This is a genomic window from Bradyrhizobium ottawaense, from assembly GCF_900099825.1.
Taxonomy (GTDB): Bacteria; Pseudomonadota; Alphaproteobacteria; order Rhizobiales; family Xanthobacteraceae; genus Bradyrhizobium; species Bradyrhizobium ottawaense_A.
The window spans coordinates 2,281,812-2,303,694 of the sequence record NZ_LT629693.1 but is presented as its reverse complement, the minus strand read 5'-3'; the positions used below and the strand labels follow the sequence as shown (position 1 = coordinate 2,303,694).

The window sequence follows — 21,883 nt, the reverse complement described above, 5'->3', positions numbered from 1 at the left end:
ATCAGGAAGTGGGAAGCAGAGCCTGTAAGGACGCTTCGTAGGCGGGATAGTCGGTGTAGCCGCGCGCGGTGTAGCCATAGAAGGTGCTGCGGTCATATGGGTTCAGCGGCAAGCCGAGTTCGATCCTCCTGGGCAGGTCGGGATTCGCGATGAAGTGACGGCCGAAGGCGATTAGGCTCGCATCGCCATTGACCACGCTTGCCTCGGCCGTCTCCGGATTGAATCCACCGGCCGAGATGACTGGTCCCTTGAAGATCTTGCTCAATTCCTGGGCTGCGACCGGCGCCTGCGCTTCGGCAACGGTCTCACCGCCCTTCACCCGCGGTTCGATGAGGTGAAGATACGCGAGCCCGAAGCCGTCAAGCCGCTCTGCCACCGAGCGGAACAGCGCACGGGGGTTGCTGTCGCCCATGCCGTTGAACGTCCCGCTTGGCGCGAGTCGAACCCCGACCCGATCCGCACCCCAGACCTCGGCCAACGTCTGGACGACCTCGACGAGAAGACGCATTCGATTCTCGACCGTACCGCCGTATTGGTCGGTCCGCTTGTTGGTGTTGTCCTGCAGAAACTGATCCATCAGGTGGCCGTTGGCCGCCATCAGTTCGACACCATCGAAACCCGCCTTCTTCGCGTTCTGGGCGGCCGCGCGGTACTGTTCGAGAACACCGGCGATTTCCGCGGTCTCCAGCGCTCGATGCGGCGATGTCTGACGAAACCCATCAGGCGTATCGACGACGATGCTCGGATCAGCCCAGTAAGCCGGATCGACAGACGCCGTAACCGGCTGCGATCCCGTGATCGAGACGTGTGTCGTGCGGCCGGCGTGCCAAAGCTGCGTGAAGAAGTATGCGCCCTTGGCGTGAACCGCATCCGTGATCCGTTTCCAGGCCGCCACATGGTCGTCCGCGTGGAGACCGGGCGCATGGTAGTAACCTCGCGCGGATGCCGCGATCGCCGTCGCTTCCGTGACGATCAGCCCGCCGTCAGACGCACGCTGCGTATAATATTCGAGCTGCAAGTCGCTCGGAATGCCCGTCCCTGGCTGCGCCCGTAGCCGGCTCATCGGCGGCATGACGACACGGTGTTTCAGTGTGATGGGCCCGATTTGAACGGGCGTGAAGAGTTTCTTTTGAACGTTTGTACCCACTGGGATTCTCCGTTCGTGACGGGCCTGCGCCGGAAAGGGAAGGGAGGGGCGTGATGGGGAGGTTGGCCCCGCGCGGTCAGGCGCGGGACGGATCACCGATGTCGGACGTCGACCTGGTCACACGAGCAATCACTGCCTGCCAGCCATGACGCCACCGTCGACCGGAAGGATGACACCGGTGATGAAACTCGCCTGATCCGAGGCAAGGAACAGAAGCGCCTCGGCCGCGTCTGCGGGCTGACCGTTTCGGCCAAGAGGATGCATTGCATTAAAGGTCGGCAGAACGGTCTTCACCTGTTCCGGCGTCAGGAATGTGCTGAAGACCGGGGTCTCGATCACGCCGGGCGCGATCGCATTCACGCGGATCTTGTCTGGGGCGAGCTCGATCGCGAGGTTCTTGACCAGCGCATGGACGCCACCATTGGCCGCTGAATAAGCGGACGAGGGCGTGGCGCCGATCGCCTGCAGGCCCCACATGGAGCCGGTCTGCACGATCGCGCCGCCGCGGCCGGCAGCCTTCATGGCTTTTGCGGCCGCTTGTGCGACGAAAAACTTGCCCTTGAGGATGATGCTCAGGAAACGATCGTATTCATCCTCGGTGACGTCGAGGAATGGCTTCGGCCCGAAGATGCCGGCGTTGTTGAACAGGACGTCCAGACGGCCAAAGCGATCTAGCGCTGCCTTCACCGCTGCTTGTCCGGTCGCCGGCAGGGAAATGTCGCCTACATGGGCGATAGCACGCTTTCCGGTCGCGTCGATTTGCTTGGCTGCGGCTTCAGCTTTGGCGGCATCGCGTCCGATGATGACGACAGATCCACCTTCAGCGACAAATCGGGTCGCCACTTCCTTGCCGATGCCTGAACTGCCTCCTGTAACGATCGCGACCTTGTCCTGAAAACGCATGGCAACCCTCCTGTGTTATTCTACCTATCGATAGATTGATGAGCTTCGGAGAATTAACTCTGGAAACTGGATGCGTCAAGTCTGATCTATCGATAGAGAGGAACAACGTCGTGACGGGCGGCGGAAGAATTACTGAACGACTTCCCTCGATGTCGCTTCGCCGAGCAGAGAGAGGGATGCAAGCCGCGAGCGCGGAACGGCCGATCCATGACTCGGGCCCTCGAATGCCTGGGTTCCTCGGACTTGCGGCCGGCTTTGTTTTTCGCGAACGACGGAGTCCTATCTGCGCGTCGTCGGGCCACGTGGAATGTCAGGATAATATTGTGGGCTTTCACGTCGATCGAACATGCCGTAGTCACGCACGATGCGTACGACGCGATGACGAACAGCGTCGGCCTCGGTAGGGAGCTGTGGTTCAAACTGCTCAGCGGAGTTGCGGTCGCGCCAACTCGCCAACAATGCAAGTTTTCCCGCATTGTAGATGCTTGAGAAAACATCGTAGTCGATCGGGGCCGAGTGTGTTCGATCGAGCGACAAGCGGTCAGCGAACTCCGACGGGGCCAGTGATCCTGCTCCAGTCGCCGATGGCAAAACCTCGGTAAGCGTCGCAAACTTCCCGGCGCCGACTTCCGTCTCGTCCAAACGCTGTTCGACCAGAGGTACGCCGTTGGGAGGCGCCGTATCCGACACGACTTCGCCGACCCGCAAATGATAATCTTGAAAGACGTCGTCACGACCGCGCTGTTGAGTCTCGTGGTGCTTGGCGACGGTGCGCCATCTCACAACGGACTTTTCGTCTCGCCATGTGGAATGCGACAGGATCCACCCTGGCCGACGCGCGCTTTCGAAGCGCTCGTTGTCGATGAACCCGTCGATGCCTTCCAGGATCGGCTTCAAGTCTTTCGCAAGAGCGAGGTAAAGGTCGAATTGCTCTTTCTTGGGATGGACTTCGAAGATCACCGAGAACATCTTGATCACCCAGCTTGCTTGAGGTTCGTGCCCGAGGGAGGGGTGATGTCTTCCTGCCGCGATCGACGGGCCGAAGCCCGGCCAAGGGCCCGAAGATCAGGCTTGCGACAGACGTTCGCTGCCTTGCTTAGCATTATGCCCTACCGATAGATAGACTGACAGGCATTGTTTTTGATCTCTGTAAGCCCTACCTATCGAGAGGTAGCCACGGGAGCAGACTCAATGAGTGACGTCGCCGCCGCCATCATGGACGCCGCTGAGCGGCGAATGCGGAAGGCCGGCTTCAACGGTTTCAGTTTTCGAGAGATTGCAGTCGACGTGGGCGTCAAGAGTTCTAGCGTCCACTATCATTTTCCGACGAAGGAGAACCTCGCTGCAGCCGTCATTCAGCGCTATACCGCACAGACGGCGGATTTGATCGAACGAGAGCTCCAGAAGGAGCCAAACCCGGTGAAGGTTTGGGTGAAAGCGTTCCGAGGGACCTTGCACTCAGAGGATCGCATGTGTCCATGCGCCGTCCTCGGTGCATCATCCATGGATCTGCCGCCGGAAGTATCAGCGGAAGTAAAGAAGTTCTTCAAGATGTGTCACGAAAAGCTCGTGGAGGAGGGCCTCTCGTCGGATGAGGCCTCGCAATTGCTGGCAACGATCACGGGCGCATTGGTGGTGGCCAATGCAGTGAATGACTTCGCGACATACGATCGAGCGACGCGTGAGTTCACCCGGTTGTGGAAGCCCGCGCCGGCGAAAGCTGGTCGCCAACGCTCGAAGTAAGCCTCGAACTCGCGCCGCGTGAATTCCGTTTCGAAATCACGGCTAATGAGGGACCGCTCGGCAGGAGCGCGATCCGTGACCGAGCCGCGGTAGGAGAAGTAACCGCTCCCCTTCATATTCGCCCGGCCCAGCTCCGCCCGGCCGCCAGATCCTGGCTGTCTAATTGTGGCTCATCGTCGCCACCCGCTCCGTAAGAAACCTGAGAGCGATACGAGAAACTGCGGCGAGCTCATGCCGCTTCTCCCGTGATCGCTTCTCCCCTGAACTGCTCGTCCAATTCATTTTCCGGCGAGGCAGGCAATTTGAAGTGAGGACTTCACCTCATTTACGGCGCTTGCCTTGGGCCATGATTGAAATAGTCTGCAACGGATATCCTTAAGGTGTGTTCGCGGGAGGGATGACCATGCAAGTTGCATTCGCTATGGGGGCCCTCGGGGCGTTGCTGGGTGTCTGGATCGCCTGGTCGCAGAGTCCGGTCGTTGTTACGGTGCTGCCGCTCCTGTTCGGCGTAATCGGCGGCGCTGGCGGTTATTCACTTCTGAAAATGGACTTCAGCAAACCGCACAATAAGGAAAAGCTTCACGTCATCGGCCTGGGTCTCGGAACGCTCTGCTTGTCCTGCTTGATATTCATGGTCGCCGCAATAATCTCCCGGCCCTTCTTAGCCGATTTGATTGCGCCAGATGATGTTGACGTGACCGCCTCGGCATCACCATTCCGCCTTGTTATGATGCGTGCAAGATTGCAGGCGCTCGGTGCTACGGGAAAGGAAATCAAGTTTATTCTGAAACCGCCGATCTCCCGTATTTCAGACAGTGACCAGATAGTCATCCTGGCAAAAGATGCTGACGAGTTTGTCAAGACATATGACTCGATCTCCGAGCCCGATAAGGCCGCCCTGGAAACCGATTTTTCGGATCTTAATCCGGGCACGCTAGCGAACCGGTGCAGAGTATTTCTCGCGGAGAAAGAGGCGTTATCTTCAGGCGGCAAGTCCCTGGACAATTATCAGTCGGCGTTATTGATCACCCGTTTCGCCACGGTCGCCCTCGAAGCGAGGACCGGCAATCCTGAGAACGAAAGGCAGAAGACGCTCGTCAAACATCCAATGCTGATTGCCACACGCATAAAACTCATACGTGATTTGCAGGCAATTCGGCGAATTACTGAGGCTGACACATCTAGCCGGGAGATAGAGGAGGCCGATAAGGTTCTTCTTCCCATCCTGGCGAAGGCCCCGAAGAGTGCGGGCAAGACGGTCGAGATAGGCGGAATGCTTGATTCTCCGTCCGCGCGTTAGTGAGCGGGGTCGCCGCTAAAAAGTCATTCGATCCTTGCGCGAGGGATCGTCACCCGCATGGGCCGAGACGAGGCAAAGCGCGGCTCGGGGAGCGGAGCGCGTAGAGCCAGGCCGGCAAGGCCCGCGCGCCCCTGTTCGGCTGGAGGACATTTGCCTGAGAATATTATCATTGCGGGGGACTCAGCCGGTGGAGGGCTCGCTCTGGCACTCATGCTGGCACTGAAAGAAAAAGACATCGAACAACCACGCGCCGCAATCCTCTTCTCGCCTTCTACCGATCTTGCAAAAACCGGCGGCACGATCGTTACGCATCGGGACCGAGACCCCGTCATCCGCATTGACACGACGAACGCGCATGCCTTGCGATATCTTGGTCCGGAAGGAAATCCGCATCATCCGCTGGCGTCTCCACTGTACGGAGAGCATTCTGGGTTGCCCCCACTTTTGATCTTGGTGGGAACCGAGGAAATGCTACTGGACGACTCTCGGCGGGTTGCCGAACGCGCAAAGAATGTGGGCGTCGAAGTGACGCTCGAAATCTGGGAGGGGATGTTCCACGTCTGGCCCTTTTTCGCGGCCATCCTGCCAGAAGGGCAAAGCGCAATAGACCGCGTGGGACAGTATGTCAGGGAGCAATTTGCTCGGGGGTGACACCGCGATGTTAGCATATTGTTGCCTGTGAAGCTGGTTATCGCCCATGGCTTTGGTCACCGCACGCTGCCCCTGCGACGAACGGCGAGTTGCTCACTGCTTCTTCAGCAACGGACACCCGCTTTCGGCTTCAGGCCTGAATGCGCGGGCCCCGGGCACCGTCTCCAGAATCGCGAGAAGGTCGATCGGCCCAGTGGACTCCTGGGGCGTCTTGGCCCGCCACAGCATCATGTCGGGCAGCACGCGACCGTCGGCGCGGATCACGACGTCCTTGTTGAAAAAGTCGTTGACCGGCATCTCACGCATCTTCTTGCCGACCGGAGCGGCGGCATCAGTGCCTGCCGCCTGTACCGCCTTCAGATAATGCGTGACGGCGGCATAGGCGCCAGCCTGAACCATGTTGGGCAGGTTGTTGCCGGGGAATGCCTGACGGTAGCGCGCGGTCCAGGCCCGCGTCGCATCATTGAGGTTGTGGTAGAACGAGGTGGCGCCGAGCGTGTTCTGGGCAACGGCAAGTCCAAGCGACTGCACGTCATTGACATACATGAACAGCGCTGCAAGGCGCTGGCCACCGTCGGTCATGCCGAACTCGCCGGCCTGTTTGATGGTGTTGACGAGATCGCTGCCAGCATTGGCGAGGCCGACGATCTGGGCGCGGGAGCTCTGGGCCGCAAGCAAGAAAGAGGCGAAGTCGGCCGAGTTGGGCGGATGGCGTACGTCGCCGAGCACCTTACCGCCGCCGGCCTCGATAAACTTTGCGGTATCGCGTTCCAGCGCCTGGCCGATGGACAGGTCAACTGTGATGAAGAACCAGCTCTTACCGCCCTGCGCAGCGACCGAGCGTCCCACGGTGGAAGCTAGGCTGTACGTGTCGAAGGCCCAGTGCGTCACGTTCGGATGACACAGCTTGCCGGTGATGTCGGGCGAGCCAGAACCGGACACCAGCAGCGTCCGGTCTTTCTCTGTTACGACATTGAGCACGGCCATTGTAGTGCGGGTGCTGCCGCCGGCCAGCACCACGTCGACCTTGTCCTGGTCGATCCACTTCCGCGCCATGGCGTTGGCGACGTCCGGCTTGTCCTGATCGTCGCCGGTGACGAACTCGATCGGCTTGCCAAGAATCTTGCCGCCGAAATCCGCGATCGCGAGCTTCACGGCTTCGATCGTGCCGCGGCCGGTGCTATAGGAATAGACGCCGCTCTGGTCCGACATGACGCCGATCCTGACGGCATCGTCGGAGACCTGCGCGGCCGCGCCCGAGGCGCCTGCGAGCAAGCCGACTAACGCAAGGCCAACGATAGTCCGCATTGTCTGATCCTCCCGACGCGCCGCGGATGCGGCGCGTTTCTTCTTTTTGTGATTTTCATCGGGCATAACCAAACCAGCGGCTCGTTCGTGCGCCAATCAAAAGATTGAACTGGGGTTATTCAATTGTGACGAACGACTGTGAGTTTCGTGTGTGTTGGCACTCGCCGCTTCCGACCCGTTTGATTTAGCAGGTTGAAGCAGGGTTAATTTCCACTGCGATGGCTAGATGTTCGCAGCGCGAATGTTATGCGGAGAGCGATCCGACGCACGGGGCCAGTCATCACTGAATAACCCCGATCCATAATTTGGGTAGCGAATATGCCGCTGGGGCTGCTCTACTTGCACGACCGCATGCTGCGAATGGTCGCACAGTCTGTCTTGGCCGGTGGCCACGCCCGAAGTAGAGGATACGGTCTACCTAGCAATGGTCGAACTCGCGACCTCGTATGCCTCGCTGGTCGAAACGGCTAGAAGGATCATCAAAGACCTTGGTGCCCAAATCGCTTCGCCACGACAGGTTCGCGAGATGCTGAGCCCATCATGAGGAGTCTGCAATGTCGTCTGCCACGCATCCGCTCAGCGGTGTTCGTGTTTTGAATCTGGGCGGTATCTGGGCTGGCCGTGTGGCATCGATGCTGCTTGCTGACCAAGGGGCGGAGGTTATCGAGATCAATCGACCGGACCGCGTAGTGGGCCTAGAGGAGGCTCATCTTGGCCGTGGCAAGCGCTCCTTGAGCATGGACCTCAAGAGTGAGGCGGGGCAACGTGAAGCGCGATCCTTGGCTATGAGTGCACACATCATTATCGACAATTTAGGATTCGACCGTGCACGGCGCTTTGGCCTCGACTATGAGACCATCGCCACGAGCAATCCTCAAATCGTCTATGTGTCCATGCCCGGGTTCGCCAAGGGTAGCCGTCAAGAGGATCTAGCTTCGTGGGAAGGCTCCATTGCGGCAGCCCTGGGCGGGTATACCGATATCCATGCGTTCGGACCAGTCCTCGGCGGTCCGCCGATTTTTTCCGCTTTGCCCGTGGCCTCCGCCTATGGTGGCGTCCATGCGGCAATAGCCGCTTCCATGGCTTTCTTGCACCGCGTAAGAACCGGGGCAGGACAACAAGTCGAAGTGCCGCTTGCGGACGCGTTGATGTCGGCTATGGGGGTGCTCGCCATGAAAATCGAGGGCTTGCCCCAGCGCTATGATTTGCCGCCGATTGAGAAGGCGATGAGTGAAATAGCTTTCCCGATTCTGCGCGATCTGTCGACGCACCTCACTCCGGCGCACCGCGCCACCTTGCAAGCATATCTCGGTCAATCCTCTCGACCACAGGCCAGTAATTATCTTTGCGCCGACGGCAGGTTGCTGTACATCACCGCCGCCGACCACGCCCATCTTGCAAGAGCCGGCCTTGAGGTGCTGGATCTGCTCGACGAACTGATCGCCGAGGGCATGGTCCTCGGCAGCCCCTGGGAAGAAGGGGGAGACGGCAATAACCTTAGTGACTCTGTTGGATTGAGCCCGCATTGGAAGCAGCGTGTCCGGCGAGGAATAGCGGAGCGCCTCAAACAAAAACCTGCGCATGAATGGGAAGTGGCTTTCGGTCAGGCAGGTGTCCCTGCGGCGGTCGTTCGAACATCGAAGGAGTGGCTGAATTGGGCGGTAGCCCGGGAGGGTGGCAACGTGGCCGCGCTCACAGATCCCGAGTTAGGCTCTACGATGCAAGCGGGTCGCTACGTGTCGATCAAGGGAGGCGACATACAATCGCCGTCTCTCCGGTCACGCCGGAGTGACGCCTCCGAACGTGTCTGGACATCGGCCTCAATCTCGTTCCCTCCTGCCACCGGCTCGGATTCTTCGAAGAAGATACTTTCTGGCTTCCGGGTCCTCGATTTCTCCAATGTCATTGCAGGACCGTCGGCGGCGAGGACGCTCGCTGAGTTTGGCGCCGATGTCACACGAATCGACCCGCCGGCGCCGCAGGCCGGGCCACGCCTGCTGATGTGGACCGGCGTCGACGTAAATCAGGGAAAGCGCGCGGCGATCTTGGACCTGAAGTCGGCTGAGGGCCGGCGTCTATTGGAGCGCATGATCCAAAACACCGACGTCGTCATACATAACTTCCTCGATCGGTCCGTCGCTGGCATCGGTCTCTCTGACGAACAGCTCCGGTCAATCAATCCGGATATTGTAGTCTGCCAGGTCAGCGCCTGGGGAGGTCCCGACGGAGGACTATACAAAGAATTCCCCGCTTTCGATCCGGTTCTTCAGGCGGCAACCGGAATCACTGCTCGCTATGGCACCCCCGATGCGCCGGTGATGCACGGAATTGCCTCGTGCGTTGACTACATCACGGGCTTTAGCGCGGCATCGGGCATCGCGCATGCGTTGATTGCTCGAACTCTGGGTCGCGGCGGGTCCTACGTGCGGACGTCGCTGTCCATGGGCGCTCAGCTCGTGCAATTCCCGTTTGTGGTATCGACGGATGGGAAGGACGATGCCTTGGAACCTAGCGGTCAACAGGCAACCGGCTATGGTCCACACTATCGTACGTACAAAGCACGCGACGGCTGGATTTTTCTCGCTTGTCGGAAATCAGACATAGCAGCTGCGGCAGAAAAGATCGGTGCCAAGAATGCGACGGACGCGGAGCTAGTAGCCGCGATAGCGGCTTCCAGCGTTAGCCAGCTCACCAAACGGTTGGAAGGCACACCTTCCGCATCTATCGTTCCGATCACTCGTCTCGATGAGTTACGGAGCAAATGTACGTTGTCAAGCTTGCACTGCGATGTAAATCCTGAATCCGTCGCCATGATCGAATCTGCACACCCGAGCGGACACCGCACGAATCTTCCCCTTCCAACATGGTACAGGCTGAGATCGCGTGTTGTAGGCCGGCTTGAGCCTGCGCGTTGGCCAGGAGCCGACACGAGGTCGGTGCTCGCCGCCATCGGCCTTTCGAGCGCTGAAATCGACGAACTCACAAGTCGTAATGTCGTGGCAGATGGTTGGCCGCTCCACAAGCACTATCTGCCACGATAACGGCGCGCTGGCCGCAAGACGTAGTTCGTAGCTTTCGCGTCGAAGTACTAATCAAATCGGCAACATTGTCAGCAGATCAGGTCCAGGGCGGGCCGACGCCGGTGTCGGCGCGATCGTCGATTGTCTAGCCGCGAATTATTGAATTTGATTGCTAACCTCAGGCGGGATTGCGTCCGCGAGAATGAGGAGATGCGATAAGGGATCCCACAATTGGATGGCCCAGTCGCTGGCAAAAATGCTGCCGAAAATGTATATTGCGCCGACGCGAAGTGCGGTCGATGCGCTACTCAGAATTGCAATGGAAAACGCCGAATGATGACTAATTCAATTGCGCCGGTTCGCTCCGATTTTAGCGGACGCTTCGCCGCGCCGAAAACCCATCCTGGCGGCGAACGCAAGCTACGTACATTGAAGCATGCGCTGGTACGTGATTACCGTCGAATGACCATGTGAAGCTGGGCTTGCGGTGTGGCAGACGCAAACTGGGACCTGTTCCGACTGTTCTTTGCTGTTGCCCGAAGCGGCAGCGTGAATCGCGCTGCTGATAGTCTTGGTATGAGTCAACCTACGCTAAGCCGGCGCCTGAGAGAGCTAGAACGCTATGTTGGAGCCCCTCTATTCTTTCGCACACCGTCGGGAGTCAAACTGACACAGGAGGGTGAGGATCTTCGCAGCTCTGCAGGTGATATGATGCTCGCGTTTGAATCGTTTCATCGTGACCTTCGCTCACACGTTGGTCGAAGATCGTCGGTTGTGCGAATATCCGCAACAGAGGGGTTAACGAAGCATTGGCTCTTGCCGCGCGTAAAGAAACTGCGCGATCTGAACAATCGCGTTCACCTCGAAATTACGGCGACGGTTCAACAGCAAGGCGTCGCCACGAGCGATCTCGATTTCGTCATCAGGATGGGGGATCCTGGTGAAAGTGAATTGATTGGAAAACGGGTAGCGAATGTATCGTTTGGGCTGTTCGCATCTGAAGGATATCTGGCCATACATTCGGCGCCGCGGTCGCTGGCGGAGCTTGAAGATCATGACATCATCGGCTCTGCTTCTGATTTTCCCACTATGCAAAGTGAACGTGCCGGCCAGATGCCATTGTTGACCCGCTTCCGAGCAGCCGCGGAGGCGCGGAGTGTATTGGACGTCTCGCCAATGGCGAGCCGCTTCGAAGCCGTGGCAGAAGGACTTGGTTTGGCGTTTCTTGCCGTTCCGTTTGCGTTGGCTGAGAACCTTGTCCGGGTGCTTCCTCAGGAATCCACCTCGATGAATGTTTGGCTGTTGCGTCGGCGGGAAAGCGATCTTAGAAAACTCACGCGAGAGGTACGGCGATTCCTTGAAGACGAGTTCTCTCAATCAAAGGATTGGCTATTGGGCGAACAGCGAAAACGCAAGCTGGTCAGGCGCAAGCAATAAGATTCGTGAGTCACGACCAATAACTGACCGTTGTGGCAGGCAAACGGCGGCGAGGAAGTTACGTGCATTCCGGTCATGGTAAGTAACGATGCGGCGGGAAGTCCTTGAGGCGACCTAACATGTGCTCGATACCGTTGCGGTCGCGAAAGGCCAAGCGAGGCAATTTTTCCATCGTCGAATGCACTCGGCGGAATTTTGGGTGCCGGCCGCCCTCCAGCATTGAAGGCGCTGGGACGGTACACCCGCTTGTCAGCGCATTGGTGATGCGGCGGCCGCGCGAGCGACCGATCGCCCGACTGTGTTCCCCTGCACTGGATACGCAACAGTGCGCCCTGACCGCCGCGCGGTCGACAGATCCTGCCCTCCTACCGAAGCCGGAGCAGGTCGGTCTATCCACCTTTATCAACCCAACGAACAAAACGGTTGTTGAGTGTCTCTTGAAATCACAAGCACGCTTGCCAGGGAATCCCCGGCCCTCAGAGCTTTGCTCGTTATTCAATATTGACGAGCCGATGGCCAAATCGTTTGTGGCCGTCGTCCGATGATCGTCTTACCCAGTTGAGCCACTGCGCCACAACCTTGGGTCCGCCGGAGTTCCATTAGATGTTGGAGTTGAGATGAGCGCCCTGAGCACCAAAAGGATCGTCTTAGCAGCCCGTCCCGTCGGTAAGGCGAAAGAAGATGATTTCCGTCTCGAACAGGCCCCTGTATCGGATCCCGGCGCCGGTCAACTGCTGCTGCGAACGCGGTATCTTTCGCTCGATCCATATATGCGCGGGCGCATGGAGGAGGCCGTTGCCATCGGCGACGTAATGGTGGGCCAAAGTGTGGTCGACGTACTCGTCTCGAATCATCCGAGTTACAAGGCCGGCGATGTGGTCCTCGCTCAGACCGGGTGGCAAACACTGAGCATTTCCAACGGTGAGAGGCTTCGCAAGCTAGACGCAGCCGATTTTCCGATCACCACCGGACTGGGTGTGCTCGGCATGCCTGGCTTTACCGCCTATGTGGGCATGCGGCTTATCGGGCAGCCGAAGCGCGGTGAAACGGTGGTAGTCGCCGCGGCGAGCGGGCCGGTCGGATCCCTTGTTGGTCAGCTTGCACGTATCGCTGGAGCACGAGCGGTGGGGATCGCTGGAGGACCAGATAAGTGCGCGTTCGTGAAAAATAAACTCGGATTCGACGTGGCGATCGATCATCGCGCGCCTGATCTTGCGCAGAAGCTTGCAGTGGCCTGCCCGAATGGCATCGATGTTTACTTCGAAAATGTGGGAGGTGCAGTCTGGGCAGCCGCGTGGCCCTTATTGAACCGTCTCGCGCGCGTACCCGTCTGTGGATTAGTTTCTCAATTCGGCCAACAGACTCCTCCGGGTCCGGACAGGCTGCCCGCGACCATGCGGCAGATCCTGGTAAAGGGTCTAACCGTGCGAGGTTTCATCAATTCGGATTTTCTCGACCAGTTTTCCGATTTCCAGCGTGAAGTCAGCGCGGGGGTCAGTAGTGGCCAGATCAAGTACCGAGAAGACGTCATCGATGGATTAGAGAATGCGCCAAAAGCCTTCATAGGTATGCTCGAAGGCCGCAACTTCGGAAAGGTGATTATCCGGGTCGCTGACTGAGCAGCGGCACATGACCGTTGTTAGTCAAGGCAGTCACGCGTGGCGTGACTTTTAGTGTCTATTCCGAATTTATGGCGAGGACGACATGAAGCCAATCATTGAAAAACTGGATTTTGCCCCTCGGATGACGGCGTCGATCGCCCGATACGCCGATCGTAATTTCGATTGGAATGCGTTTCCCGGGAACGAACGATACGTGGGGCTCGAGCGTGCTGCGGCTCGCTTCGTTGGAAACAGCCTTTCGTCAAAGATCGACGATCCGCATGCGCTGAAGCCGGAGCACTTCACGGTTGTGCTGGTCCACCAGCCGCCGACCAAATATGCCCCGCTGCACTCGCACGATATGGAAGAATCGTATCTCGTCTTCGGCGGAGTTTCGACTGTCGGCTGGGAGCGGGATGGCGAACTGGTTGAAGTAAGGCTTGGCCTGAAGGACATGATCTCCGTTCCGGTCAACGTCCCGCATGGATTGCGTAATGACGGGGTGGAACCGGTTCAGTTTTCAGTGGTTGCGGAGTCTGGCAGGGCGGACAAGACACGTTACCATGCGCACCCAAGGGATACCGATCCGGCGCTGGCGGCACGTCTCGGTGTTCAGCTCGAAAAAATCATGCCGTTCAATCCCTTAGATTCGCATCCCCTGCAGCAGCTTATGGCCCAAAATGTCGTTCGCTATACCGACCAAATCCCTAGTTGGGATCCAGCGGGATTTGCTCGCAAGATATATGTCGGTGAGGGCGCGGTCGTGCCGTGGTCCAACCGCAAGGAGCTGATTTTCGTGCCTTGCGGGAAGGGCGTGAAGGGTTATGTCCGCGATGTCGAGGACGTCTATTTCGTCACCGAAGGCGTGCTTACAGTGGGCTGGGAGGAGAACGGTCGGGTTCATGAGGCTCGGCTGGGTCGGAAGGACGTAATATTAAATCCGGCAGGCCAGCCTCACTATTTCCGCAACGAAGGCACGGAACGCTGTGAATTCTTTATGCTGGTCGGCTCGAAGGAGCCCGAACGCGTAAAGTTCCAGGCGCGTTAGAAAGATTGGTGATCGGCGTGACCGGGTCTCCTAACGCGGGTCATCAGCGTGGGTTGTACTCCAACGACGTTCAAGCAATTTGATTGGATGACAGATGAATAATGCGCTCGAAATTGCCCTGGACCATGATCGGAGACTTAGGAGCGATGAGCATCCGGCGTCTAAAAATTGCCAATACGGATGATTGGAATATTGTGGTGATCGGGGCGCAGTCGCCGACCGAAAACCTGAGGCATTATCGTCCAGCTTCGCACGGCGAAGAGTCCCTCTAAGTACTGATATTCGGTCAGTGGTTCGCCGCCACGTCGCGTGAGCATTCCTCAAGATCCAAGATCACGCGTCGCCGATCGGCTCGACGCCTCACGAGGGCGGTCCCCACGGGGGGGACGTCAATGTCGATATATCTCACGCCGGGGTCAGAATAGTATCGCTCCGCGGCAGCGCTCATGAGAGCCACCACTTCGCCAGACTTAACGACCGCGAACATTTCACGGACAGTCTCTACGACAGGTCCTCGATCGATGGGGCGCCCAGAAGGAGTATGATCGGGGAAATGAAATGCTGTCCAAGGTCCCAACTGATGATTGTCTGGCAGCGTCGGGAGGGTTTCGAGCGCCAATTCCTCAGGATCAACCAAGTCTCTGTTCGCAAGCCTATGATCGGTCGACACGATCAATTTTCGTTTGTTCTCGAACAGTACCACACATTGGACGAGACCATCGTGGGAAAGCGGAAGCCTGCAGAACGCAGCATCGACCTTGCCTGCTGCAACCGCTTCAAACTGGTCTAAAAGGGAGAGCTCCACCCAGTCGACGTCGATTTGGAATTTACTTTTGAGATGCCTGATAAACGGCAACGTTAAGTCATATAGACCGCCGCCGACGAATCCGATCCTTACTCGGTTGGACTGATTAAGTGCAATCTTGCGGCAATCCTCAAGTGTGGCACGAAGCACCAGCGCCGCCGGCTCTACGCCCCGGCGCAATTTCTCGCCAAGTGGCGTCAACTGCACTCGCCGGCTCGTTCTTACAAAAAGCGGTCCTCCCACCTCATGCTCCAAAGCCCGTATTGCTTCGGAGACGGAAGACTGAGCGACAGAGAGCCTCTCAGCTGCTTTCCCGAAATGCAGATCAGTAGCAACCGCGAGGAAACAGTCGATCTGCCGCAGCTCCATGCTATCCTCCCTTCGAGTGGATGACGAGCCTATCGCCCCTCGCTGGGTCGAGCAAAAGCGATTTGATTGGCTGGTAGTCTACGTAAATGGCATCAGCTTCGGTCACCTAAGCTTTCTACATCCCTGCCACAAGCACCGGCCCAGGTCGACGAGAGCGTCGACGATGAAGAGTTGTGCGATAGCAATTTCCGGTCCCTACCTTCTGTCTTAGATGGTGGCAAATATGTCCTTTGCGAGGGCCACCAAGAGCTCTAACTGATAGCCAATAGAGGAACTGCCCAGACGCGCAGCGTTCGCATTCATGAGTTCGGCGCCCCGCAGTTTCGCGCCTAGCGCTGTGGCAAATTCGTAGCAAGGGCTCGATTATGGCTTCCGCCCTGTCGGCTAGAACTTCCGCGAGCTTACGGTTCGGGCGGCGCCGGCACCGTCTCTCGGCACTTCGGATTTGGTTCAAAGGAGCAAAACGTGAAAGTCGCGATTCTCGATGATTATCAACTGGTCGCGCTCTATTTTGCTGATTGGTCTTCTGTCGCTAACCGGGCCGAAATCACGGTGTTAGAAGACCACGTTGCCGATCTGAATGCGGTCGTCAAAAGACTACTGCCGTTCGACGCAATCTGCGTCATGCGGGAACGAACGCCGCTGCCGCGTGAAGTCCTCGAACGCCTACCTCGGCTCAAGTTGATAGCCTCGACTGGACCACGCAACTCCTCGATCGACGTGGCCGCGGCGAAGGAGCTTGGGATTCGAGTCACCGCGACCGGTTACCGGTCGACGCCCACAATCGAGATGACTTGGGCACTCATTCTTGCCAGCGCGCGCCAGATCGTCCGCGACAGCAATTCCGTCCGCAAAGGCGGTTGGCAGACCTCGATTGGACGTGAACTCGAAGGCAGGGTGCTGGGCGTGCTGGGTCTGGGCAATGTCGGCGGACAGGTCGCGCGCATCGGCCGCGCCTTCGGCATGAAGGTGATCGCCTGGAGCCAAAACATGACGCCCGCCGTGGCCGAGGCTGCGGGGGCAACGTTGGTCACGAAGAACGAGCTGTTCCACCAGGCCGACGTCTTGACCATGCACGTCATTCTGAGCGAGCGCACGCGCGGCCTTGTTAGCAGTGCCGATATCGCACTCATGAAGCCCACCTCCTGGTTGATCAACACGTCGCGCGGACCTATCGTCGACGAGGGCGGCCTTGTGCAAGCGTTGACGTCGCGCTCTATTGCAGGAGCCGCGCTCGACGTGTTTAACACCGAGCCCCTGCCGGCTGATCATCCGTTTCGAACGTTGGATAATGTGTTGGCCACGCCTCATGTGGGATACGTCGCGGAAGATCTCTATCGGACGTTCTACAGCGACGTGGCCGCGAGCGTCGCCGCCTGGCTCGATGAAACTGTGCCAAAAAAGAAAGCATGACCTTCCTTCGGCTTTGCTAGGCTTTCGGTGCTTTCGCATAGCTTTGGTAGCCCCGCACTTACGCCAGGACCTTTTTCAGATCGAAGCCTCGGTCAGCCGCCTGCTCCGGCGAAATCGAGCGGTGCATCCCGAGCAGCCTTCGGCCGAACATGTGGTCGCCGGGGCGGTTGATGGATTCGATGCCGAGAAGCTTGTCGCCCTTGTAGCAGAAGGCCGAGAACGCCTTCTGCGCCTGCTCGCCGCGCAACACGACGCGGTCATAGCCGGCGGTAAGGCCCGCGATCTGGAGCTTGTCGTCGCCCTGGTCGCTCCAGAACCAGGGTTCGCCGTCGTAGGACTTGTCGTCGCCGGTCAGCCGCGCCGCCACGCAGCGCGCATGGTCGGTGGCGTTTTGCACCGACTCCAGCCGCTGCCGGCCCCCGAAGCGCTGGCTTGCAAACAGCGTGCAATCGCCGATGGCTGAGATATTTGGATCGGGAGTTAAGAGATTCTCGTCAACGATGATACCGGATGCGACCGGCAGGCCTGCTTCCGCCGCAAGCTCGACATTCGGCAGTACGCCGACGCCGACCACAACGAGATCCGCCGGCAGATGACGGCCATCGCTGAGACTCACGCCAGTCACCCTGCCGCGTGCGGCTTCGATGCCGGTCGCCGTCACGCCGAGATGGATGCGGATGCCGGCCACGCGATGGCGCTCCAGGAAATAGTCCGACACTTCGGCCGTCACCGCGCGCGCCATCACGCGGCTTGCGAGCTCGATTACATCGACCTCGAGCCCCTTAATCCTTGCGGTCGCGGCAAACTCGAGACCGATGAAGCCGGCGCCAATGACGACCACGCGCTGGTGCGAACCGATGCAGGCGCGCAGCGCTTCGCTCTCGTCGAGGGTGCGTAGATATTTCACGTCCACCAGATTGGCGTTGGGCAGCTCGATGAGGCGGTTGCGCGCGCCGGTCGCGAGCACCAGATGGCTGTAGTCGAGCACGCCACGCGAAGCCAATTTCACCTTGCGCGCGGCGCGGTCGATCGCGGTGGCGCGGTCGGAAACCAGCTCGATCTTCTGGTCGGCATAGAATTTTTCCGGCCGGAAGAAGAGGCTCTCAGGCCCGGCCGCGCCCGTGATATAGGCTTTCGACAGAGGCGGTCGCTGATATGGCAGATGCGCTTCGTCATTTATAATCAGCACGGAATCGGCGAAACCGAGCTGGCGCAGCGAGGCGGCAACCTGAAAGCCTGCATGCCCGGCCCCGACGATCACGACGGGTCCTTGCGTCATTTGGGCAGCTCAACTGATTTACTCATGTCGTTTCCTTAATCTGAATATTGGTTTGCTATCCTCGCCCGATGGAACGGCGCAGGCGATGCCGATGCTCGCCCGCTCCATCGTTAGATCTTTGGACACCGTTTGGACTGGCATCGACAAACTCGTTAAGGAAACGGACGCCGACGAACTCATCGTCGTACCCGATGTCTACGAGCATGCAAGCCGATAGCGCTCCTTCGAGCCAATCGCCAACGCCGCGAGCCACGCCTTCTAACGGCAGTCTTTCTGGCTCCGACATCAACACGCTGGGAATAAGGCCCCGTATTTTCCTAATGCACGTCACTAAGAGTTCCAGTCCGGTGGCTTCATCGTTGGAGCCGCCCCCCGCATGTCTGTATGGCGGTACACTATGTCGAGCAGAGTTAGGCGTGCGATACAACATGGCGTCCCGTGCGACATTATCCTCGCTTAGCTCTCGTGCGTAGCTCTTGGCGCCCGTTCTCGTCGGTAGCGAGCGCGACCCGATAGCCGGAAGCAGAAAAAGTCGGGCCGCTTGTCAAGCTAATGCCGCCCGTCAGCTGGTGAATCATCGGTCCCTCAGGTCTTCATGAGCGGACAACCGCCCTCACTCATGGGACGGAACGCCTGTTCAGCTGGAATTGTCGCCAACAGGTCATATGCGTCGCCCCGACCCTTACTATCGCTGGGATCCTTTGCTGCAAGCAGATAGGCCGGGTGGATCTTTCGGACGTCTGCACGGATCGACCCCGGCCCGAAGCAATCGTCGTCTGTCGGCATCTTCTTCATCGTATCAATTGTATAGCGGCCTGAGGCCTTGGCGCGCGTCACCCCCAGTTGCTTCACCGCTTTGAGATAATGCGAAAGCCCGGAATAATTTCCAGCGTGACTCATATTCGGAAATACGCCCTCGGGCAGCGAAGGCTGCAACCGTTTCATGAAAGCGCGAGTCCGGTCGTTTAAGTCCCAATAGAATGTTTCGGTGAGCGACAATCCTTTGGCGACCGGAAGTCCCATCCCGAGAATGTCAGTGATAAAGCCGCCCATTGCGACAAAACGAATTCCGCTCGTTGCGATGCCGAATTCCTGCGATTGCCTCATGCAATTGGTCAAGTCGGCTCCAGCATTTGCGAACACGATAACATCCGGCTTCGCGGCCTGGGCTTGCAGTAAAAAGGATGCATAGTCGGAAGCGCCGGGCGGATGCGCGACCGAGCCAATAACAGTTCCACCCGCAGCCTCAACAAATCTGGTCACATCCTTTTGCGCGGCATGTCCGAAAGCGTAGTCGGCCGTGACAAAGAACCACCTCTTCCCACCGAATTGAGAAATTGCCGTCGCGATCGAGTGTGCGAGACACCAGGTGTCATAGCTCCAATGCAGTTGATTTGGGCTGCAACCCTTTCCCGTCAGATCGGAACTTCCTGCCGATGTAACGATCGAAATCTTGTCCCTTTCCTCGACTATAGTGCGAGCACCGAGCGCGACGGCACTGTTGCCGACGTCAGTAATTATGTCGACGCCCTGCCGATCGAACCATTCGCGTATAATTCCTACGCCAATGTCCGCCTTATTTTGATGGTCGCCGACGATCAGTTCGACGTTGACCTGTTGATTTGCGGCCGTAAACTCCTGAATGGCGAGTGTGGCACACGCTACACTGGCAGGACCTTCGCTATCTTTGTAGATGCCACTCATGTCGGTGATCAGGCCAATTTTGATTGTGTTAGCGTCCTGGGCAGAAGCGACACGAACCTTTCCGGCCACAAGGGCACTCAAACCGGCTCCCACGAATTTTCGGCGATTCAACATTTCAATCCTCCCCATTCTTACGCGGCGTCATGCGGTTATCCGAGCAACGAACGCGGCACTATCGGGATCCAATGTCATTGCCGGCTGTCAACGTTTCTCAGCCGCCAACGCCCTTCACCGGATGGCTACCTCCGGTCAGCAGGCCCGCAAACCCATTGCCGGTGCTGACGTTTAACCGGATCGGCAGCAACGCCTGATAAGCGTCGGAGTAGTAGAATGTCTTCACGGCCTCAGGACTATCGAACTCGACAATAATGAAGCGACGTTGCTGCGGCATAAGGCCATCGAGCGGTTGCGGGTCTCCGCCGCGCACGAGAATTCGGCCTCCATGAGCTGAGATGATCTCCGGAACTTTCGCTCGGTAAGCATCATAACCGACCGGATCAGCGATTTCGAATTCACCAAAAAAATATCCCTTGGGCATCGTCTGACCTGTCTATGTAGTTGGCATTCTCTGTGACTCGTGTGATGTCGAGTTCAGCTAGTTTTAGGGGATTTAGCTGTCCAGCTGCGGAGCACTCAACGACTGGCGATTGCCTGTCGTCGACATTCACGCACGTATCGTTCTGATCTGCAGCTGTGAAGGGGAGAATTCTTCCGAACATTGCGGACTTCTTATCCGGAGCATTGCGTAGCTTGGCCGCGACACGGACCCTGCCGCAGGAGTTCGCATCGCGTGAATGTTGTAGAGACCGATCTATGAGATCTTCAGCTCAAGCCGATCCAGTTGCTGGGTGAAGCAGTTCTTGGTCTCTGATGTGGACTCGGATGCTCTCTTCATCTCGACCAGCGGTCGGGACGAAGTATCCGCGCGCCCAGGCGTTGTTGCCGAGAAGAGTCCGCATTCCGCATTTTGCATTCGACATTTAGCACAATCCATATTGAGCTCCGTTTTTCATGTAACTCGATGATCTGCGCCACACGTCCGCTGGAATCACCGGTGATGAATCCAACAAGGATTGGCTCGTAAGCCTATGGTTTGCTAACTCGGGCGAGAGCGTGCGCCAACAATCGCGCGTATCAATCAATCCCAAAACTGACCGCTTTGCGGAAGCTTCGAAAAGTCGTCCATGTCATGACAAAAGAACAATGGGACTCCGCTGCGTTCCAGCTGCTTCATGCGCATGCGCGTCATGGACATCGCGCTGATGCTCCAATCCCACGGCATTGGGACCATATTCTCGAAGCCGTCGCGCTGGTGACCGGTGTCTGCAGCGAGGCAGATCCGTCCGCGGTTCGGTAAATCGACAACAAGCACCTGCTGCCCGGGAGAATGCCCCGGTGCCTTGACGAGTTTTAGAGAGCCATCCCCGAATAAGTCGAAATCGCCGTCGATTTCCAGAAAGTTCAGCTTGCGAATGTCCCGGAAGTCGTTCTGGCAGTACATGGGACGCGTCCATGCGTCGGGCCACATCGCGTAGCGCACCTCGTCCCGCTGCACAACATGTACGGCGTCGGGAAAATAGGACATGCCGCCAGCGTGATCGAGATGCAGATGCGAATACACGACATACCGCACATCTCCGAGGGAAATACCGAGCTTCTTGAGCTGGGCATCGACAATATCTTCGCGCTTCAGGCGCTCGGCACCGAAGGCCGCGGGGAGACCGCTCCCCCAATAATCGTCTGCCCGTTCCGGATCGGCGACAGCGTCATTGACGCCTGTGTCCCACAAAACGATTCCGTGCTTGGGGTGCTCCACAATTGCTGACGTTGTCGGTGTTTCGACGTTTCCAGGTGCGAAGGCTACCAACAGGTTCTTTGCGCCGCCGAGAGGGCCGACATTCATTGCCGTCATCGTGAGTTTCGTCATGCTTCGCTCCTGATACTGACTGTCGCATTCTCGGATTGATCTTGAGGCTAAGCGCTTCTCATGTCGAACAGACTTGCCGAGAAATTGCACGAGCGACTTGCGTCGCGGCGCCCCAGCTGCGGCTCAGAGATGTTCAATCTGGCGCCGACATGGTCTTCGGCTGACATAGTCTTCCCTCTGGCTTTCCCCGGCTGATCAGAGGCACCTCGATCAGACCATATGCTTTCC

Annotated in this window: 19 protein-coding genes; 10 read left to right on the top strand and 9 right to left on the bottom strand. The window is 58.1% G+C overall.

Going from position 1 to position 21,883, the window contains the following annotated elements:
* Nucleotide 1: 1 nt before the first annotated feature.
* The 3 genes from BLR13_RS10680 to BLR13_RS10670 all read right to left on the bottom strand — a co-directional run bounded on the left by BLR13_RS10680 (nt 2) and on the right by BLR13_RS10670 (nt 3,019).
* Entirely contained in the window at nt 2-1,243 is a 1,242-nt protein-coding gene (locus BLR13_RS10680) for an alkene reductase (protein WP_244525137.1), read from the bottom strand.
* A gap of 33 nt (nt 1,244-1,276) precedes the next feature.
* The gene (locus BLR13_RS10675) at nt 1,277-2,050 is read right to left on the bottom strand and encodes an SDR family NAD(P)-dependent oxidoreductase (protein ID WP_074824651.1); all 774 of its coding nucleotides are present in this window, start codon (nt 2,048-2,050) and stop codon (nt 1,277-1,279) included.
* Between the two features lie 279 nt (nt 2,051-2,329).
* Nucleotides 2,330-3,019: an antibiotic biosynthesis monooxygenase family protein gene (locus tag BLR13_RS10670; protein WP_074831667.1), complete on the bottom strand. Its 690-nt coding sequence runs from the start codon at nt 3,017-3,019 to the stop codon at nt 2,330-2,332.
* Between the two features lie 222 nt (nt 3,020-3,241).
* On the opposite strand from BLR13_RS10670, the gene BLR13_RS10665 reads away from it, so the two are divergent.
* From BLR13_RS10665 to BLR13_RS10655, 3 genes are all read left to right on the top strand, one after another.
* Nucleotides 3,242-3,793, top strand: a complete 552-nt coding sequence (locus tag BLR13_RS10665; RefSeq protein ID WP_074831669.1) for a TetR/AcrR family transcriptional regulator — start codon at nt 3,242-3,244, stop codon at nt 3,791-3,793.
* 403 nt (nt 3,794-4,196) lie between these two features.
* On the top strand, nt 4,197-5,093 hold the full coding sequence (locus BLR13_RS10660; RefSeq protein WP_143039760.1) for an AtpZ/AtpI family protein: 897 nt from the start codon (nt 4,197-4,199) through the stop codon (nt 5,091-5,093).
* A gap of 150 nt (nt 5,094-5,243) precedes the next feature.
* Nucleotides 5,244-5,744 carry an alpha/beta hydrolase fold domain-containing protein gene (locus BLR13_RS10655; RefSeq protein ID WP_074824656.1) on the top strand — a complete coding sequence of 167 codons (501 nt, stop codon included), beginning with the start codon at nt 5,244-5,246 and terminating at the stop codon, nt 5,742-5,744.
* A gap of 93 nt (nt 5,745-5,837) precedes the next feature.
* Here the strand turns inward: BLR13_RS10655 and BLR13_RS10650 are convergent, their stop codons facing one another.
* Nucleotides 5,838-7,052: an ABC transporter substrate-binding protein gene (locus BLR13_RS10650; RefSeq protein ID WP_074831670.1), complete on the bottom strand. Its 1,215-nt coding sequence runs from the start codon at nt 7,050-7,052 to the stop codon at nt 5,838-5,840.
* Between the two features lie 385 nt (nt 7,053-7,437).
* Here BLR13_RS10650 and BLR13_RS42570 point away from each other — a divergent pair, with 385 nt between their 5' ends.
* The 6 genes from BLR13_RS42570 (at nt 7,438) to BLR13_RS10625 (ending at nt 14,158) form a co-directional block, all read left to right on the top strand.
* A complete protein-coding gene (locus tag BLR13_RS42570) occupies nt 7,438-7,596 on the top strand; it encodes a 3-keto-5-aminohexanoate cleavage protein (RefSeq protein WP_079586430.1) in 159 nt (52 codons plus the stop codon).
* Nucleotides 7,597-7,606: 10 nt separating this feature from the next.
* Entirely contained in the window at nt 7,607-10,093 is a 2,487-nt protein-coding gene (locus BLR13_RS10640; protein WP_074824659.1) for a CoA transferase, read from the top strand.
* A 312-nt stretch (nt 10,094-10,405) separates the two neighbouring features.
* Complete coding sequence (locus tag BLR13_RS40055; RefSeq protein WP_154070841.1) at nt 10,406-10,546, top strand: hypothetical protein; 141 nt, start codon at nt 10,406-10,408, stop codon at nt 10,544-10,546.
* A 15-nt stretch (nt 10,547-10,561) separates the two neighbouring features.
* On the top strand, nt 10,562-11,509 hold the full coding sequence (locus BLR13_RS10635; RefSeq protein WP_074824662.1) for a LysR family transcriptional regulator: 948 nt from the start codon (nt 10,562-10,564) through the stop codon (nt 11,507-11,509).
* 617 nt (nt 11,510-12,126) lie between these two features.
* On the top strand, nt 12,127-13,128 hold the full coding sequence (locus tag BLR13_RS10630; RefSeq protein WP_074824667.1) for an NADP-dependent oxidoreductase: 1,002 nt from the start codon (nt 12,127-12,129) through the stop codon (nt 13,126-13,128).
* Nucleotides 13,129-13,213: 85 nt separating this feature from the next.
* The gene (locus BLR13_RS10625; RefSeq protein WP_074824672.1) at nt 13,214-14,158 is read left to right on the top strand and encodes a cupin domain-containing protein; all 945 of its coding nucleotides are present in this window, start codon (nt 13,214-13,216) and stop codon (nt 14,156-14,158) included.
* Nucleotides 14,159-14,444: 286 nt separating this feature from the next.
* Here the strand turns inward: BLR13_RS10625 and BLR13_RS10620 are convergent, their stop codons facing one another.
* Nucleotides 14,445-15,332 (bottom strand): LysR family transcriptional regulator, encoded by an 888-nt coding sequence (locus tag BLR13_RS10620; RefSeq protein ID WP_074824676.1) that lies wholly within the window; start codon nt 15,330-15,332, stop codon nt 14,445-14,447.
* A 465-nt stretch (nt 15,333-15,797) separates the two neighbouring features.
* Here BLR13_RS10620 and BLR13_RS10615 point away from each other — a divergent pair, with 465 nt between their 5' ends.
* On the top strand, nt 15,798-16,745 hold the full coding sequence (locus BLR13_RS10615; RefSeq protein ID WP_074824679.1) for a D-2-hydroxyacid dehydrogenase family protein: 948 nt from the start codon (nt 15,798-15,800) through the stop codon (nt 16,743-16,745).
* 58 nt (nt 16,746-16,803) lie between these two features.
* On the opposite strand, the gene BLR13_RS10610 is transcribed toward BLR13_RS10615, so the two are convergent.
* From BLR13_RS10610 to BLR13_RS10595, 4 genes are all read right to left on the bottom strand, one after another.
* Entirely contained in the window at nt 16,804-18,024 is a 1,221-nt protein-coding gene (locus BLR13_RS10610; RefSeq protein WP_074824682.1) for an NAD(P)/FAD-dependent oxidoreductase, read from the bottom strand.
* A gap of 585 nt (nt 18,025-18,609) precedes the next feature.
* Nucleotides 18,610-19,842, bottom strand: a complete 1,233-nt coding sequence (locus tag BLR13_RS10605) for an ABC transporter substrate-binding protein (RefSeq protein ID WP_079587919.1) — start codon at nt 19,840-19,842, stop codon at nt 18,610-18,612.
* A 97-nt stretch (nt 19,843-19,939) separates the two neighbouring features.
* The gene (locus BLR13_RS10600) at nt 19,940-20,266 is read right to left on the bottom strand and encodes a DUF1330 domain-containing protein (RefSeq protein ID WP_074824688.1); all 327 of its coding nucleotides are present in this window, start codon (nt 20,264-20,266) and stop codon (nt 19,940-19,942) included.
* Nucleotides 20,267-20,866: 600 nt separating this feature from the next.
* The gene (locus tag BLR13_RS10595; protein ID WP_074824691.1) at nt 20,867-21,655 is read right to left on the bottom strand and encodes an N-acyl homoserine lactonase family protein; all 789 of its coding nucleotides are present in this window, start codon (nt 21,653-21,655) and stop codon (nt 20,867-20,869) included.
* Nucleotides 21,656-21,883: the final 228 nt, after the last annotated feature.

Bases quoted from the DNA above. Each gene is read 5' to 3' on its own strand.
- BLR13_RS10640 (WP_074824659.1), top strand. From the start codon at position 7,607: ATGTCGTCTGCCACGCATCCGCTCAGCGGTGTTCGTGTTTTGAATCTG.
- BLR13_RS10625 (WP_074824672.1), top strand. From the start codon at position 13,214: ATGAAGCCAATCATTGAAAAACTGGATTTTGCCCCTCGGATGACGGCG.
- BLR13_RS10595 (WP_074824691.1), bottom strand. From the start codon at position 21,655: ATGACGAAACTCACGATGACGGCAATGAATGTCGGCCCTCTCGGCGGC.
- BLR13_RS10650 (WP_074831670.1), bottom strand. From the start codon at position 7,052: ATGCGGACTATCGTTGGCCTTGCGTTAGTCGGCTTGCTCGCAGGCGCC.
- BLR13_RS10670 (WP_074831667.1), bottom strand. From the start codon at position 3,019: ATGTTCTCGGTGATCTTCGAAGTCCATCCCAAGAAAGAGCAATTCGAC.
- BLR13_RS10605 (WP_079587919.1), bottom strand. From the start codon at position 19,842: ATGTTGAATCGCCGAAAATTCGTGGGAGCCGGTTTGAGTGCCCTTGTG.
- BLR13_RS10630 (WP_074824667.1), top strand. From the start codon at position 12,127: ATGAGCGCCCTGAGCACCAAAAGGATCGTCTTAGCAGCCCGTCCCGTC.
- BLR13_RS10600 (WP_074824688.1), bottom strand. From the start codon at position 20,266: ATGCCCAAGGGATATTTTTTTGGTGAATTCGAAATCGCTGATCCGGTC.
- BLR13_RS10665 (WP_074831669.1), top strand. From the start codon at position 3,242: ATGAGTGACGTCGCCGCCGCCATCATGGACGCCGCTGAGCGGCGAATG.
- BLR13_RS40055 (WP_154070841.1), top strand. From the start codon at position 10,406: ATGATGACTAATTCAATTGCGCCGGTTCGCTCCGATTTTAGCGGACGC.
- BLR13_RS10660 (WP_143039760.1), top strand. From the start codon at position 4,197: ATGCAAGTTGCATTCGCTATGGGGGCCCTCGGGGCGTTGCTGGGTGTC.
- BLR13_RS10620 (WP_074824676.1), bottom strand. From the start codon at position 15,332: ATGGAGCTGCGGCAGATCGACTGTTTCCTCGCGGTTGCTACTGATCTG.
- BLR13_RS10675 (WP_074824651.1), bottom strand. From the start codon at position 2,050: ATGCGTTTTCAGGACAAGGTCGCGATCGTTACAGGAGGCAGTTCAGGC.
- BLR13_RS10610 (WP_074824682.1), bottom strand. From the start codon at position 18,024: ATGACGCAAGGACCCGTCGTGATCGTCGGGGCCGGGCATGCAGGCTTT.